We start from the raw sequence: 16,066 nt of genomic DNA, 5'->3' as shown, positions 1-16,066 counted from the left end.
ATATAACACGAAGGCGCATAGTGGCAACTACACAATAAAAAACAAGGTTAGTCGATGAAATTCAAAGCATTAAGCATGCTGGTACTGTCTGGTTTGGCGGTGGTCTCTACGTCGGGTTTGGCTGATGATCGCTTCGCAAAGGTTGAGATGCAGGTTCAATCTTTAGGAGGTTCAGTGCATATGATGGTGGGGTCTGGCGGAAATATTGGCGTATCGGCAGGCGAGGATGGGGTGTTGATTGTTGATGACCAATACGCTCCATTGGCCGAGAAAATTGCTGCGGCATTAAAACCATTGGGATCAGACAGCCCTAAGTATGTGATCAACACCCATTATCATGGTGATCACACCGGTTCCAACGCCTTTTTCAGTGCCAACAAAGATGCCACCATTTTTGCTCATGACAACGTGCGTATTCGCCTTGCATCCGATGATAAGGTGTCCGCTGATGCATTGCCGGTTGTGACCTATAAAGATGGCATCACTTTTCATTTTAACGGCGATACTATCCACGTGAAGCACTTACCTGATGGTCATACAGACGGTGATAGTGTGATTTGGTTTGAAGCACCCAATGTTCTGCATGCGGGCGACTTGTTTTTCAAAGATATGTTTCCTTATATCGATCTGGGCGCGGGCGGCAGTGTCGTAGGGTACATCGCTTCGGTTACAGAAATTTTGGGCATGATTGATGAGCAGACCAAAGTGATACCGGGGCATGGATCGTTAGCAAACAAAGCCGATTTACAGCGATTCGTTGACATGATCCGGGAAACCTATGAGTTCGTTCAGGTGCATAAAGAGGCGGGGCGCAGCGAAGATGAGGTGGTCGCTTTAGGGTTAAACGACCAGTGGGACACATGGGCATGGCAATTTATCACGGAAGAGCGTTGGATAAGGACGCTGTATAAATGAGCGTGCTTTTATTGATGTGATGGCGATACTCCGCTCAGCGTTATTACTGCTCAGCGTGGTCTGTGTATCTCAGGCCAGTGCCTCTGAGCCTGATTTGCGTGTTTATTACGAGCGTGACTACCTACCGTACAACTTCTCTTCCAACGGCGAAGTTGACGGCATTAATGGCATCATTGTTAAAGCCGCTTGCCGGCAAGCCAACATAACCTGTGAGTTTATTGAAATGCCGTGGAATCGTGCGCGGGCAAGTGCGCTGGAAGACACTATTGGTGGTGTGTTGAGCATGTCGCGTAATGCAGCACGGGAACCTCACTTTAAATGGGTCGGCCCAATGGTGGCCGACCAAACTGCGTATTTTAAACTTAAATCGCGTACTGATATCCGGATTGAAAGAACGGCCGATGTACTCAATTATACCATTGGCGTTTCTCGCCATGATGTTTACGAGCCGCTCCTAATCGCCAAAGGTTTTCAGGTGGGGGAGAATTTGCTCCAAACAGATGTTAAGCATGAGCCAATCAGGTTATTCGTGCTCGGCAAACTCGATTTAATGTTTGGGTCCAAATACACTCTACCTTCAAACTTGAAGCCTCATGGTTTAAGCGCTGATGATGTTGTCGCAGTGGCAAAGTTAGATACCTCTTCACTGAAAGGAAATCACCTTGCATTGAATCACAAGGTGCCCGATTCCATTGTGTCGGTGCTCAATCACGAAGTTCGCCAGTTTAAGCAGTCTCCAGCATTTCGACGCTTACTCAAACGCTTTAAACCGGCGACTTTTCGTCAACCGGCATTTTAAATTTACTCTGTGCTAAACACTTTTTCGCCCGCGATGGTCGTACTCAATACGTTGGTTTTCCAGATATCCTGACTGTCTATTGCAAAAATATCCTGGTCGACAATGATAAAATCTGCCCATTGGCCTGGCTGCAGTCGTCCGATTTTATCCTCTTGCGTGGCGGCGTATGCAGCATCTAGCGTAAAGGCTTTAAAGGCTTCAGTGATGGTTAGCGCCTGAGAGGGAACCCAGCCATCGACCGGTTGATTATTGCGATCCTGACGAGTTACCGCCGCGTGAAGGCCAAAGAAGGGGTTGGCTAATTCAACTGGAAAGTCTGAGCCAAATGCCAGACGTGATCCTTGTGCCAAGAATGTTCGCCACGCATAAGCCCCTTTAAGGCGTTCAGCTCCAATGCGGTCTTGCGCCATATTTTTATCACTGGTGGCATGCGTAGGCTGCATGGAGGGAATAATACCCAAGGTCTTGAAGCGCGGTATATCATCCAGCGCAATGACTTGCGCATGTTCAATCCGGTGGCGAAGGTCTTTTCCTCCCACTGTTTCAAAGGTTTTTGCAAAGTGGTCAAGGGCCAATCGGTTGGCACGGTCGCCAATCGCATGAAAGTGTAGCGCAAAGTCAGCACCAATCACGGTATCAAACAGCGCAGGTAGCTTTTCTTGCGGTGTTACCAGAAGGCCATGATTATGTGGGTCATCCGCGTAGGGTTGCAATAAGGCTGCGCCACGGCTACCCAGCGCACCGTCGCCATACGCTTTAACACTTCTGATCAGCAGCATATCATCTTCGCGGGTAACCTTTCCGGCATCTAACATCGCGCCAAGTTCGGGTGAACTGGCCGACAACATGGCATAGACACGCAGTGGTAGCGCATTACTTTTGGCTGACGCGAGGTAAAAGTCATAGGTTGCTTTGTCAATACCTGCATCATGCATACTGGTAATACCTAGCGCAAGTAAGTGCTCACCCACAGCGGCGAGTTGACGTTGACGCATAGAATCATCAAGCGTCGGGATATGGCGCTCTACTAATGACATAGCAGTGTCGATTAATACCCCGGTGGGTTTGCCTTCATCGTCGGTGAGGATCTTGCCCCCTTCGGGCGACACACTGTTGCTGTCGATACCGGCCAATTTTAAGGCAGCACTATTGGCCCATCCTGCATGACCGTCAACGCGTTCCAGCCACACGGGTACGTTTTGCAACTGCTCGTCTAAAATTTGCGCATTGGGGAATGTGTTATCAGCCCATAAAACCTGATTCCAGCCTCTACCGGTGACCCATTCCAATGCGGGATTCTGTGCATAGTACTGCGCCGTCATTTTGGCAGCGTGTTCTGCGGACGACGCGTCACGCACATCAATTTCAAGAAGCGTTGCGCCAAGACCGAGCAAATGGCCATGCGCGTCGATTAAACCGGGTAAGAGCGTTTTACCGCCAACGTCAACTTGTTCTGCGGTCGGAAAACCGTGGCCTAATGCCGTGTTACCGATGCTCACCACTTTACCGTCCTCAACAATCATATTGCTGAAGGTGACTAGCTTTTCGTTGCTATCAAACGTATAGCCATTGATGTTGAAATAATGCGTAGCCGCATGGCTGGCCACACAGACCACGCTCAGCAAGCCTATCGTCGCGCTACGAAGTAGAGTAAAAAAAACGGGTTTGTGCATAATGTCCTCGTTGTTATTGTTATTAACAGCCTGCCAGTTTATCGGCAGGTGTTTTGCTTAACTGATCAGATTGATAAAGCTTTGTCATTGTATCTGGACTGATGTTGCCACCGGATAGTATCACCACTACCGTTTTGGGGTTATCTTGCTGAGCAAGCCATTCCGCGACCGCCTGCATCGTCATACAACAGGTTGGCTCTATGTGCAGTTTAAGTAAATGATGTAGCCATTGGGTCCAGTAACCAATATCAGATTCACTGACTTCGTACAGGTGATTTAACTGCTGTAGGTAAGGGAAAGTGTACTCTCCCACGCAGGGGGTTGCCGCCCCATCTGCCAATGTGTCGGGCGCTTCGCTCAACGTTTTTATCGTGCCAGAACGAAGTGACTGCGCGGCGTCATTAGCATTGAGTGGCTCGGCGCCAATGACGTTAATTGCCGGATTCAAGGCACGTGCGGCCACCAAGGTACCAGACAATAAACCGCCTCCGCCGCAGGGGGCAAACACAGCGTCAACGCTGCCGAGTGATTGCAACGCTTCCAGTGTCGCTGTGCCTTGGCCTGCGATAATGTCTGGATGATTGTACGGAGGTATCCATACCGTGTCCGGTTGCTGGCTCGCCGCTGCAACGGCCGCGTCTGCCAGTAGCCGGGTTTCAAAGCGCTTCAGCTGAGCACCGTACGATTGTGTGGCGGCTGCTTTAACACTGCTTATGGTCTTGCTACTAAAAATTGTGGCAGGTACACCAAAGTGTGATGCAGCATAGGCGACAGCTTGTGCGTGATTGCCTGAACTGTTCGCAATAAACTGTTTGGGCAGGGCATTACGTTCGGCAAGTCGTGCAATAAAGTTAGCTGCACCGCGCAGCTTAAAAGCGCCAGTCGTTTGCATGCACTCGGCTTTGAAGTGGATACGATGCCGCTGTCCGTCGGGTAAGCTTACGCTGAGCCACCGATTTAGCAGAGAAGACTCCAGCAACGGCGTTGTGTGGATTAGCGGCGCGATACGCTGGGCTGCGTGCACGATGTCATCGTAAGTGGCAGCCTGCTGTGTTGCGCTGTCTACTGGCATAGCCGACTCAATATGACCCTTAGCCCATGCGGTAAGTTTGAATTCATCAAAATGTCACCTTTCTGTCATACATTAGCGAGCTAATGAGAGAATATTTGCATGAATAATACCATTCAACGCCGTCTATTTTGGCTGCCATTTAGCTTATTTATTGTGCTGGCGAGCTTCAAATAGTCTGCAAGCAAGAACGTAATCGGCCATTGAACACCTACAAACAATGGGCGTAGACTATGCACAGGGCTTTGCACTTGGGGTTCCAAGCCCTTTAGTGCACTTCACTGATCCAAAGCGCGTAGCGATCACTTAACACAATAGGAACAAAAGATGGGTGTTTTAGATAGATTGATGGGTAACGCATCAGAAGTTGATGCCGCAGAAATTAACCAAGAATTATCCCCAATTTTGGCTGACAATGAGCAGGTAACACAGGCATTCAAGCTGGTTAGAGATCTATTCGTGTTCACCTCACATCGGCTCATTTTTATCGATAAACAGGGAATGACCGGTAAAAAGGTGGATTACCACAGCATTCCCTATCGCGCGATCACACAGTTTAAGGTGGAAACGGCAGGGCATTTTGATATGGATGCAGAGTTGTCCGTGTGGGTTTCAGGCCAAGACCAACCTCTCAAAACCGAATTAAGTAAAAACACCGCGTTAAGCCTGCAGAAGTCGCTGGCCAACGCGATGTTTTAGCGCAGCACTAGCGCTCTACTGAGGGCTTGCTCGGCATCAGATTACGATCAAAGAAATTAGTGATCGTATGACCTAAGTGTACGCGGGTTTTTTCGCCACGGATGCTGTGTTTTTTGCCGGGATAGTCCATCACCTCGAAGGGCAGGGCCATGTCTTGCAAATGCTTGTAAAGCTTAGTGGCATGCGTAAAGAGTACGTTATCGTCAGCCATCCCGTGGTAGATCAATAAAGGCCCTTTCAGGTTTGATGCGTGTGGAAATACCGAGGCAGCAGTATATGCAGCATCAACTTCACGGGGGTCGCCCATAAAGCGCTCGGTATAATGCGTGTCATAAAGACGCCAGTCAGTCACAGGAGCACCGGCGACACCTGCCGCGAAATAGTCCGCGCCTTTAAACATTGCCATAATACTCATATAACCGCCGTAACTGTGTCCGTACACACCAATCCGCTTTTTATCAACGTACGGCAGGGTATGCAGAAATTTAACCCCGGCAATTTGATCCTGTACTTCAATATCGCCCATTTTCAGGTATAGCGGGTCTTCGAATTTTTTGCCGCGGTATTTTGAACCGCGATTATCGACGCTGAAAACAACGTACCCCTTGTTGACCCAGTGTTGCATCAATAATCCTCGGTGCCCGCCCCATTGATTCGTCACGACTTGAACACCGGGGCCACCATAAAGATACACAATGACCGGATGTTTGCCGCTCATGTTCTGCGGTTTGTATAGGCGGTAATGAAGCGTTTCATTATCGGCAGTTGAAAAGGTGCCGAACTCTGGCGCGACCCACTGCTGCTGGAAAGCATGTAAAGGGTGATTCTCATCGACCTGATTTTCTTCTAACCATGCTATTCGTTCACCGTCCGCGCGGTGAAGGCTCACTTGTGGGGGCGTATTCACGGTTGAGAACTTATCGACATAAATATCGGCGCTATCACCAAAACTCACATTGTGAAAACCGTCGCGCTGGCTGATCCGCTGGACATCATCGCCCGCTAAGTTCACGCGGTACAAGTGATTTTCGATTGGCGTGTCTTTGCGCCCGCTAAAGTACACGGTTTCAGTTGCTTCATCCACAGCATCCAAAGACGTAACCACCCAGTCTCCTTGTGTTAACTGACGGACCAAACCATCGTTGATGTGATACAAATAAAGGTGCTTAAAGCCATCTCGTTCTGACGCCCATAAGTAATGCTGTTTGTCTTTAAGGAAATGCAATGCATCGTGCAAATTAACCCAGGTGTTACTTGATTCTGTGATGAGTACTTTTTGTTGTCGGTTCGACAGATTATAGGCTTTCAGCCAAAGCGTTTGTTGATTGCGGCTTTGCACTTGGTAAGTGAAATGAATATTGTCTTTCGCCCACTGTCCACGGGCCAGATAAATATCTTTGTTTTCACCCAGATCAACCTGTTGGCGCTCGCCCGAGCCGATATGTTGAATAGCCAATTGAATGTCAACATTGTCGGTGCCAGCTGATGGATACTTTTGTTCTATCATGGTGATCGAATCGGCATAAATTTCCGAGCGGGTGATGACGTCGACAGGGCTCTCGTCAACGCGTGTGAACGCAATATGCTGTTCGTCTGGCGACCACCAATAGCCTGTCAGTCGGCTCATTTCTTCCTGCGCAACAAATTCTGCCATTCCGTATTTAATGTCACCACCACCCTGCGTTGTAATGGCGGTTTCTTTGCCACTGGCAATATTTTTTACGTACAGGTTTTGCTCACGAATGTAGGAGATAAAGTTACCCTTGGGCGATAGCTGTACGTCGGTTTCAAACGCTTCGGTGTTAAGTAAACGCTTTATTTCAGCGGGTTTATCGCCCTCGGCAAGTCGGTAGTAGTAGGCATCACCCGCCAATGGAAATAGGATAGCTTTGCCATCAGTTGACCACGTATAGGTGACAATACCGCTGCCAGATAAGCGCATGCGCTCTCGGCGGGCTCGCTCTTCGTCAGACAGCGCTTCTTCGCCCTGATGGAGGTCGTCGGAATTGACAAGTAATCGGGTTTCGCCGCTATCAATATGGTATTCCCATAAATCCAAACGCTCGAAATCGTCCTGCTTACCCTGCAAAAACGTCACTCGCTTGCCGTCAGGCGAGATCGTGAGTTTATCCGGTGCGGTGCCATCCAATGCCGGCGATGCATAAATGCGCTCAATAGAAAGTGATTCTTGCGCAAATCCGTTTGTGCTTATGCACAGTAATAAAGCCAGTAATTTTTTCATTATTATCGTACTGTTGCCAAACATGTTCGCCAGTGTAGTGCATCGTATAGAGGAGTCAAAGTGACGAAACTGAAAACTGCGACAGTTTTAGGAAGTACTGGGTTGGTTGGTAAATCACTGACTCAGCAGTTGCTCGACGACGCACGCTATGCCTCTGTCACAGTGTTGGTGCGTCGCCCATTAGCCCGAAGTGGTTTTCGCGATCCATTGAATAAGCTGACGCCCTTGGTGATTGATTTTGACAATCTGCAAGATTATCAAGGTTACTTTACGGTCGATCATGTGTACTGCTGTCTGGGAACGACACTCAAACAAGCGGGCTCTAAAGCGGCGTTTCGTCGTGTCGATTTCGAGTTTGTTCACATTGCAGCTCAATTGGCAAGAGCGCAGAGAGCTGACGGATTCGTGTGGATTTCGTCAGTTGGCGCTGACAGCAAAAGCCGTAATTTTTATCTGAAAGTGAAAGGTGAGTTAGAAAACGCCATCATGACCATGCCCCAACTCAAGCATGCTGCAGCGGTAAGACCCTCTCTATTACTCGGCGATCGCGACGAGGTTCGCCGTGCTGAACAATTGGGGATTACAATATCGACATTGGTTAAGCCATTGATGGTCGGACCGTTGAGAAAATACCGCCCAGTCTCTGCTCACCGAGTGGCACAACAAATGATAGGTCTACAATATTTTTGAGTGCAAACAATTCCGCATAGCCGATAGTGACTGTGCAATGAAAGTGGGAACCGACAGCCTCTTGTTTGGAAGTTGGTTAGCGTATCTCATCGATAAACATCGTTGGCAGCTTCGCAGTGCACTAGACATCGGTAGTGGCAGCGGTTTGCTGAGTCTTATGCTGGCGCAAGCCACGTGTGGCGAAACGGCAATAACGGCGGTTGAAGTGGATGCATTAGCCTATCGGCAAAGCCTGCAGAATATCGGTCAGAGTCCCTGGCCGACGGCCATTACCGTAGCGCATCAGGATTTCAGAAGTTTTGCTGCTGGCCCAGTGGGTCGCCATGAAGAACGGCATATGTTTGATGTGATTTTCAGCAATCCACCGTATTTTATTGGCGCGGCCAGAAAAACGCGTGCGTTCGATCATCAGAGCGACGGGCGAATGAAAGCACGCAGTCAAACGTCGCTGCCCTTGAACACCTTGTTGCTTCATTCCCTGAACATGCTCAGTACGGCCGGGTTTATCTGCCTTGTTCTTCCACACGGTAGCGCCGTGGCGTTGTTAGCTGCCGCAGAAGGAATGGGTTTGTACCTGCATTCGCGTTTAGATGTTCGAGCGACGCCTACCAAAGCAGTACAAAGAGTGTGTTTATGTTTATCCCGCTCTCACGTGCAAGTGGCTCATGAAGAAATAAACATTTATCAACAAAATGGCGTATATACACAGGAATACAAAGCGCTTTGTAAATCGTATTACAAACATTTCTAATCGGTGGTGGGCATGACCAAATCATTATCAGATATGGCTGAATACATCGACGTGCTTGATTACGTTTGGATGGGGGTTCCGTTCAACGTGCCGTTATTTGAGGTGTACGCGCAAATCCCTAACCCCGTTTCTCATCGTATCGTAAGATATCAACAACAAAACCTACACATTTTGCAACTGGGTCAGTATGATGTGCCGCTTTTTGAACCGCTTGGAATGGAGTTAGAGACGTTACCTAACTTTGCTATTGTACTGGCTGACTATCAAGGCAAACACTTTCGACTGATGGCAAGACCGGCGGATCATATTGAGGGTGTGAAGCGGGTACATCACTCGCAAATGCGAGGTAAATCAAGCTTCAACCCATCACGTTAATCGTGCGCTCAGCGCGGTATGTGAGGTTTTTTCAACGAGGATATCATGGTACTAGTTGCTGAGGCCCTTGGCGCCGCTGCTGTTATTTTTAATTTTATAGGCTATCGGCAAAATAACGTGAACCGTTATTTGGTGATTTCTGCCGCGGCTCTGGCATGTTTAAGTGTTCATTTTTTCATGTTGGGTGCCATGGCCGCGGGGATCGGTACGGCGCTCGCAAGCATTCGAAACGTTATTGCGACTCGCTATCGACATCGCAGCATCCTGTATTTATTTGTCGGCTTAAACATTGCCTTTTTCTGCTACGAATACTTTTGGCTTGATCACGGAGCGATGATCATGGTGGCTTATGCCAGTTCCTTGGTGTTTACGGTGGGGTCGATTGTGTTGCAGGATGCCAATCTTATTCGCCGCTGGTTTATATTGGCTGAGGTGTTAGGGCTTATTTATGCCATATCGGTTGGCAGCATTTTCGGAAGTATTTTTAATATCAGCAACCTTATCAGTATCGGCTCGAAGTTGTGGCAAGAACACCGTTTACAGTTATTAAGAGAAAAAGCAGATCGTTAAGAAGGCGCGGCTGCCTCATATCGCAGCCAACCAACATGCGGAAACAAAAAAGCCTGATTCGATAATGTATCTAAATCAGGCTTTGCTACCGGAAGCTGCTTAGGATCGCACTTCACAGCTCGGTTTCTATTAATTACGGCGTTGTTACGCGCCTTTTACTAGTACCGATACTTTCTCGATACCCGCTTCTTTAGCTTGGTTCATCACTTCAACCACCGTACCATGCTCTGTATCTTCATGAGCTTGGATAGCGGCAGAGTCCGTATTGTTCTCAGCCAGAAATGTCTGAATGTTGGCGACAACGCGACGGATATCAACCTGGCGACCATTCATTCGAATTTGACCAAGCTCATCAATCTGAATAGACAGTGCTTTACTTGGTTTCTGCGGAGAGTTGTTGTCTTTTGGACGGTTAACTTCTAAGCCTTTCTCTTTAACAAATGACGTAGTCACGATAAAGAAGATCAACATAATAAATACGATGTCGAGCATCGGTGTCATATCAATCTGGGCGTCGTCATCAGCCGAGGTATGCTTTTTTCTTTTCATCTCGTTAGCATTCTTGTTACGTCAATCAGACCTCTTAGTATACTGGTTGAATTTGAAATGAATAGCCCCCGTTGCGATCTTTCTTTTACTTCCGTCACACTTTTTGTTCAATTGATGGGGTGTTTGGGCTACTTGAATGAGCAGATTGTAATTGCTTACTCACGCCTTGGCCCAAGTAATGAAAGTATCTGAACAGTTTCTTACTAATATTCTCTCGCTCAGCCACATTGGGGTAGGCGCCCATTTTTGCTTCAGCAGACTGAAGCGTGCCTGACGCAAGAAAATGGTTTTTGATCGCGCCAGACTGGATCACAGACTCAAAAGCGCGAGCGGCTAGTTCCGGTGGTTGAGCAAAATAGTAACCGCCTAAGGATTTATCGATGGCCACGGCGCGACGAAAGTAATCACTACTTTGCCCAGCGAACGTTTCATTCTGTTCGATGAAAAGGGCTTCAAATACGGTAAACAAATACTGGTTCAGAGGGTGTTCAACCGGGCTTCGATTGTCGAGCCAACATTGGCTGGCAAACTCGTAAGCCTTCGCGTCGGCGAAGGTCTTGCGTGCAATGTAGTGATCGAACGCATGAAACCATTCGTGGGCTAGCGCGCCTCCGCCAGCATTTTTTGCCAGCGCCAATTGCCGTGTCTTCGCATTGTAATGCGCACTGGCATACTTTTGACCACCGCTGCCAAAGACTAGGCTTAGGGTGTTGTTCAGCGAAATCACAGGCTCTGGGACCTGCAATATGTCTGCTAAGTCGCACAATGCATCGAAAAACAGGTTAGCGGCCAATTGCTGTTCCGTGGCGGAAACCCAACGGCCCACCTGTATGGTGCGAAAACCAAACAGACGCTGGATATCGGTGAAGCTGACGTCGGCGCCGCTACGATGGTTGTCACCGTTGCGATAATAGGGTTTGTGCAGTCGCGATGGCTTTAATGAAGGCATTAGAACGCGTATGAGTAGCCTAAGCTTAGCCAGTGCTGGTCGCGCGCGTCAGCCACGGTGTTTCGGATGTCGCTACCGCGAATATCCCATTGATACGAAAGGTTGACGGTGCTTTTTTCGGTGATTGAAAAGTCTGTCGCGGCGCCCAGTGATATGTGGTTGTACCCGTCGTAGCGTTTAGACGCATAGCCATAGTCAAAGCCGATAGCAATGTATGGCGTAACCGTGAATTGACGGTTCACCGCAAACGGGCGCTCGTTGCTAAAAAGCACAAACGTGCCGTCTTGTTCGGTACTGTAGATTGCCTCAAGTGTTGTTCTAATGCCATGTGTCAAGGCTGTACTAACGTTCACGAATAATTCGTTATCGAACACGCTATCATTCAAAAACTCCAGCCTGGATGCGCCCATACGATAGCTAAACTGCCCAACTTCACCGGCGTACGCCGCTGTTATGATTAATTCGTCATAGTCAATACTGTCGGCGGTAGCTACGCCGTATTCGGCCGTAAATGTCAGATTTTCAGCAGCGTCGTAGGGTAATGTTGGCAATTCGGCAATCATCCACGCGATACCGCCATCGCCTAGGTTGTCTCGACCTTCAGTCACGTAACGACTCTGGTAATTCAGAGTAATTGACTGCGCCTGTATGCCAGCGGACGTCAACATAAGCAACAAAAGTAGCCATCGTATCTTCATAGGCCTTAACTCAACTCCTCAATCAGTTGATGACACCATTGATGAATGCGCTCATCTGTTTGGTCATATTGGTTTTCGTCATCCAGCGACAACCCCACAAAATGGCTTTTGTCGTCAGTAAGCGCTTTGGACTGAGTAAATTCATAGCCTTGGTTAGGCCAGTAGCCGATGACGATGGCTTGCCGCGCAACCACTTCGTCGTGCAACATACCCAGCGCGTCTTGAAACCAGTCGGCGTAGCCCAGTTGATCGCCAAGGCCGAAATGCGCAACAACCTTGCCGGAAAGATTAAGGTTGCGAATATCCTGCCATTGCGATTCCCAATCTTCCTGTATTTCACCAAAATCCCAGGTAGAAATACCAAAAATCAAAATATCGAAATCGGCGGTGCGCGACAGGTTGTCGTCTTTGAGATTGAACAGACTAACGCAGTCTGCCCCCAATATTTGATTTAATTGCGTCTGAACTTTCTCCGCAGCCATCTCGGTATAGCAGGTGGTAGAGCCATAAAAAAGCCCAATGCGTAGTTCGTTATTACTCATTCGTTATTGCCTTTATTAGTCGCTTGCGGGGTTAATCGTGTTCTGGCTTGAAAGTAATGACATCGCCGTTGGCTAATAAAACGCGGCAATGAGTAGGCTCACCTGATGCTGACAGGCACAGTTGACCCACAGCAGCACCATTGACAACATCACCCACGACATGTTGATTACGCACTGGATCCGGATCGCGTTCAACAATGCGCATATTTCGACGCCGTGTAAAATAGTTCAAGGGAGAGCGTTTTGAGTAAAACACACTGTTTAGCCGGTCAAACCAAGTGAGCAATCCAGTTGGAAAAGCATTCTTAAAACCACTGCAGGTGAACTGGACTATTTTCGGGCTGTGCCGCTTAAAGCGCAACGTCACGTCATACACGAACGAATAATGTACATCGCCGCTCAGGATAATAAATTGAGGTGGTGTTTTGACGTGTTTAAAAATGTTCAGAATAACCTGTGCAGTGCCCTTATGCGCCATCCAGTTTTCGGCATCTACCACCAAGGCTAGCCCAAAAGCCGTAAACACCTTTTGGACGGCTTCAATGAACTTTAGGCCGAAAATGGGGGCCGCTGAGACAACAATGACCGCCGGTTTACCGATCACACGCTGCTGAAACTCACAAAGTGCTTCCCAGTCAAGTAAACCGGAGGGTTTATCTGGGTTTGATTCAGAACGCCAGCGACGTGTGCGCGTATCCATCACGTAAACAGGAGGACTGGTATCAATGCAATAATGCCAGGCATCGAAATCCAACACCTGCGCAATGAAGTTATCCAGTCGCTGATACTGCGAGGGGGTGAACGTGTCCTGTGCCGCGTTATACAGGGCCTGAAATTTGTGAGGCATGTTGCCCCAGCCTTGACATAGCCAGTAGGCTGTTAATGCATTACCAATCATCCGCTTTGACAGCGGGTGGCTGTAGACCGCTTCTTCCCAACGTCGGGTAAGATTCCAGTCATCACTGACATCGTGATCATCAAAAATCATGTACGTAGGCACATGAGCCAGTGAGCGCGCCACCGCCGGAAGTGCGTCGGTAAAACCTGATAGGGTGTCTAGCTCACGTTGATAGAGCGGCGCGAATTTTGCGTCCATCCTATCCTCAGGGCAGCGTAAATCCAGATAACGCCACAGGACGGGAGACCACACCAATAAATACATCGCCAGCATTTCTGACAGTGCAATTAAATGATTTTTTGCGTTAACCGACGTGAAAATAGGTTTTCGTTTCGCTCGGAAAAATACCTTACCCAACACACTGTTGTCTTCTGTTTGTGGGAGTAGCATCTCGCGCTGATAGAAATTGTGCTCGCTGGTATCCAAATCAGCCGAACTTTCTAGCGTGGCACCGTTGAGCACTTCGTGATGCAGCCCAAGCCGTTGAATTACCTGTCGAATGGCATGCAGTGTTGGGCCTGCCACGTCATCGGCATAGATCTGGTCACCGCTCATCATGAGCAGGGATGGTGACTTTTCTGGTGCACTCTGTGCCTCGTTGAGTAAGTTATCAATGTTGGCCAGTGCATCAGCACCTTCAAAGTGAGGTTTGCGACAGGAGCCATGTAACACTTGCGAGATTGTGCGCTGATACACAAAGTAAAACGCTTCTTGCCCAGCGTAATACATGGAGGAGTCCGATGGCTGCGTGTCTTGCCAATGACCGGCACCTGACATTACGCGATACGCATATCGATGCCCGTCGCGTAGCAAATCAGCCGAACGCACAGACAGCAAATGAATATAGGCATGTTGGCCAATTTGTATGGTTTGCTGCTGACTTTTTACATGAGGCTCTAGCGATAGTTCATGCTCTGCACCACCCAATGAAATGGCCAGTGACTCTGGACGGCTGGTAACCAACCAAACGGTTAGCTGCTCGGGATCACAATGGCGCAAAATTGGACCACATAAAATAAGTGGTAATGGCTCTGCCAGGCTTTTCGATTGAGTCAAATAAACGCGTCCGTCGGCAAACTAAATGGATAAAGCAGAGTCTACCAGTAGGACTGGCTTAGGCCAAAAAATCTTGCGGGTGGCGCGCAGCGCGTGTAGCGTAGACGCGTTTTTCATGCCGCTCAACAAAGGCGTTTTTTATGTTGCTTAAATATTCTTCATTGCCGATCGTCGTGTTAATGACAAGCGCTTTACTGGTGTTGGGTGCATGCTCACCGGAGACGTCGCCGCCTGAACAAAAAGAACCTGCGCAACCCAGTGTTTATACGGTTCAAGGACAATGGCTTGTTGAATCTGACGGCAGTATTATGCAAGACCCGCAAACCTCTGGGCTGGTCATGCAAGAGGGTTTACTGGTCAGTGTGTCTGATGGCAGTGCACTGGAAGAACAACGGCGTAGATTACATTTTATCGACCCAGCAAGCGGCATCGTAGTGTCTAAATTGGGCCCGATGTCGATGTCATCTCAGGTACGAAGAAGCTGCTTTGCTGCTTACCTGTCGGATGAGCCTGATTTTGAGGCGCTTGTTGTCGATCCTAACGACCCGAATGTATTCATACTCGTGACCGAGGACGCTACACGCACGGGGGCTTTGTCGCCACGATGCCAGGAACGTTTTAGCCAAACCGGATCTACCGCATACCCGACACTGTTAGTGCGCGTAAAGCGCGATGATGAATCATTGACGATGACTCATGTTCGCCCGCTTCAGTATCCTTTATCTCTTAACGTGGGTGACTTCCCTAATGATGGCATCGAAGCGATGGCGTTTGCGCCCAATGGCACACTGTATCTTGGCTTAGAGAAAGATGCTGCCGGACAGCCGAGGCTATTTTCTGTGCCGGTGACGGCAGATTTTTGGCAACAAAACGGTTTCGCTGAAGTCAGCGATCCGATGTTGCGATTACCGCAATTTGAGACAGGGAACCATCCGATTAACGGCATGGATTATCTCCCATTAGCAGGCCATGCGGGTTTGCTAATCGCGGCTGCCCGAAACGATAACCAATTGTGGTTGATTGATTTGAGTCGGCAACAGCCAACACAAATTATTCAATTGGCGTTTGAGGCACCGACAGGCGCGCAGATTGAACCGGGCGCCAGAGCAGAAACACCGTCAGAAACTAGCCCACGCTGTGAGCCGTTCGAATTGATGGATAATGCATCATTGGAGGGCGTAGCCGTAGATGGAGTGCGGCTTTGGTTGATTAACGATCCGTGGAAGCGCAATTATCTGAAAAACATCGTATGTGAATCAAACCGTGCACGTTACGAGGCCATGAGCCCGCTCATTTATTCGTTGCCAATCAGAGCTGAATGGCTGGCTATGTATCGCTCTCAGAATTAGCACTGAGAGCGAACCTACCTAGGGTCTGTTGATCTTTGCTGTACAAGTTTTGTTCAATCATAGCCTTTCTGATCGCGACGCTTGTCCACAGGCTTAGTTATTCTAAGTCAAGGGCAAGCAACAAAGAGCAGGAAGGCTATGGTTGAACCCTTCAGGCAGGGCTTGTGCTTCATTTCTACTGCTTTATCGTTCCTTTATGTAGAGTCACTACACCACAGTCACTCTGCATTGTAAAAATGAAG

The 16,066-nt window shown here is 48.6% G+C and carries 16 protein-coding genes; 8 read left to right on the top strand and 8 right to left on the bottom strand.

Annotation, left to right across the window (positions count from 1 at the left end):
• Positions 1-54 precede the first annotated feature (54 nt).
• Positions 55-915: an MBL fold metallo-hydrolase gene (locus KIU71_RS05685; protein WP_214130224.1), complete on the top strand. Its 861-nt coding sequence runs from the start codon at positions 55-57 to the stop codon at positions 913-915.
• A 19-nt stretch (positions 916-934) separates the two neighbouring features.
• Complete coding sequence (locus KIU71_RS05680; protein WP_214130223.1) at positions 935-1,714, top strand: substrate-binding periplasmic protein; 780 nt, start codon at positions 935-937, stop codon at positions 1,712-1,714.
• 2 nt (positions 1,715-1,716) lie between these two features.
• Here the strand turns inward: KIU71_RS05680 and KIU71_RS05675 are convergent, their stop codons facing one another.
• Positions 1,717-3,387 (bottom strand): amidohydrolase, encoded by a 1,671-nt coding sequence (locus KIU71_RS05675; protein WP_214130222.1) that lies wholly within the window; start codon positions 3,385-3,387, stop codon positions 1,717-1,719.
• 22 nt (positions 3,388-3,409) lie between these two features.
• Positions 3,410-4,459 (bottom strand): serine/threonine dehydratase, encoded by a 1,050-nt coding sequence (locus KIU71_RS05670; RefSeq protein WP_214130221.1) that lies wholly within the window; start codon positions 4,457-4,459, stop codon positions 3,410-3,412.
• A gap of 324 nt (positions 4,460-4,783) precedes the next feature.
• On the opposite strand from KIU71_RS05670, the gene KIU71_RS05665 reads away from it, so the two are divergent.
• Positions 4,784-5,155: a PH domain-containing protein gene (locus tag KIU71_RS05665; protein WP_214130220.1), complete on the top strand. Its 372-nt coding sequence runs from the start codon at positions 4,784-4,786 to the stop codon at positions 5,153-5,155.
• Between the two features lie 7 nt (positions 5,156-5,162).
• Here KIU71_RS05665 and KIU71_RS05660 read toward each other — a convergent pair whose 3' ends face one another.
• Positions 5,163-7,397 (bottom strand): S9 family peptidase, encoded by a 2,235-nt coding sequence (locus KIU71_RS05660; RefSeq protein ID WP_214130219.1) that lies wholly within the window; start codon positions 7,395-7,397, stop codon positions 5,163-5,165.
• Between the two features lie 69 nt (positions 7,398-7,466).
• Here KIU71_RS05660 and KIU71_RS05655 point away from each other — a divergent pair, with 69 nt between their 5' ends.
• The 4 genes from KIU71_RS05655 to KIU71_RS05640 are packed head-to-tail and all read left to right on the top strand — an operon-like array spanning position 7,467 to position 9,783.
• On the top strand, positions 7,467-8,087 hold the full coding sequence (locus KIU71_RS05655; protein WP_214130601.1) for an NAD(P)H-binding protein: 621 nt from the start codon (positions 7,467-7,469) through the stop codon (positions 8,085-8,087).
• A 37-nt stretch (positions 8,088-8,124) separates the two neighbouring features.
• Entirely contained in the window at positions 8,125-8,838 is a 714-nt protein-coding gene (locus KIU71_RS05650; RefSeq protein ID WP_214130218.1) for a tRNA1(Val) (adenine(37)-N6)-methyltransferase, read from the top strand.
• Positions 8,839-8,850: 12 nt separating this feature from the next.
• Positions 8,851-9,213, top strand: coding sequence for a hypothetical protein (locus KIU71_RS05645; RefSeq protein ID WP_214130217.1), 363 nt, complete (start codon positions 8,851-8,853; stop codon positions 9,211-9,213).
• A gap of 45 nt (positions 9,214-9,258) precedes the next feature.
• A complete protein-coding gene (locus tag KIU71_RS05640) occupies positions 9,259-9,783 on the top strand; it encodes a YgjV family protein (protein ID WP_214130216.1) in 525 nt (174 codons plus the stop codon).
• Positions 9,784-9,927: 144 nt separating this feature from the next.
• Here the strand turns inward: KIU71_RS05640 and KIU71_RS05635 are convergent, their stop codons facing one another.
• The 5 genes from KIU71_RS05635 to KIU71_RS05615 all read right to left on the bottom strand — a co-directional run bounded on the left by KIU71_RS05635 (position 9,928) and on the right by KIU71_RS05615 (position 14,475).
• Positions 9,928-10,332, bottom strand: a complete 405-nt coding sequence (locus KIU71_RS05635) for an ExbD/TolR family protein (protein ID WP_214130215.1) — start codon at positions 10,330-10,332, stop codon at positions 9,928-9,930.
• 94 nt (positions 10,333-10,426) lie between these two features.
• The gene (locus KIU71_RS05630) at positions 10,427-11,281 is read right to left on the bottom strand and encodes a CLCA_X family protein (RefSeq protein WP_214130214.1); all 855 of its coding nucleotides are present in this window, start codon (positions 11,279-11,281) and stop codon (positions 10,427-10,429) included.
• Entirely contained in the window at positions 11,281-11,979 is a 699-nt protein-coding gene (locus tag KIU71_RS05625) for a hypothetical protein (protein ID WP_214130213.1), read from the bottom strand. The genes KIU71_RS05630 and KIU71_RS05625 overlap by 1 nt, the downstream gene beginning before the upstream one ends.
• Before the next feature lie 5 nt (positions 11,980-11,984).
• Positions 11,985-12,521, bottom strand: coding sequence for a flavodoxin FldB (gene fldB, locus KIU71_RS05620; protein ID WP_214130212.1), 537 nt, complete (start codon positions 12,519-12,521; stop codon positions 11,985-11,987).
• Between the two features lie 31 nt (positions 12,522-12,552).
• Positions 12,553-14,475: an alkaline phosphatase family protein gene (locus KIU71_RS05615; RefSeq protein WP_250207308.1), complete on the bottom strand. Its 1,923-nt coding sequence runs from the start codon at positions 14,473-14,475 to the stop codon at positions 12,553-12,555.
• A 140-nt stretch (positions 14,476-14,615) separates the two neighbouring features.
• On the opposite strand from KIU71_RS05615, the gene KIU71_RS05610 reads away from it, so the two are divergent.
• Positions 14,616-15,824, top strand: coding sequence for a hypothetical protein (locus KIU71_RS05610; RefSeq protein ID WP_214130211.1), 1,209 nt, complete (start codon positions 14,616-14,618; stop codon positions 15,822-15,824).
• Positions 15,825-16,066 lie beyond the last annotated feature (242 nt).

This window comes from Alteromonas oceanisediminis, assembly GCF_018474025.1.
Taxonomy (GTDB): domain Bacteria; phylum Pseudomonadota; class Gammaproteobacteria; order Enterobacterales; family Alteromonadaceae; genus Alteromonas_E; species Alteromonas_E oceanisediminis.
Note: the sequence above shows the minus strand (reverse complement) of the source record. Positions and strands in the feature narration are given on the sequence as shown.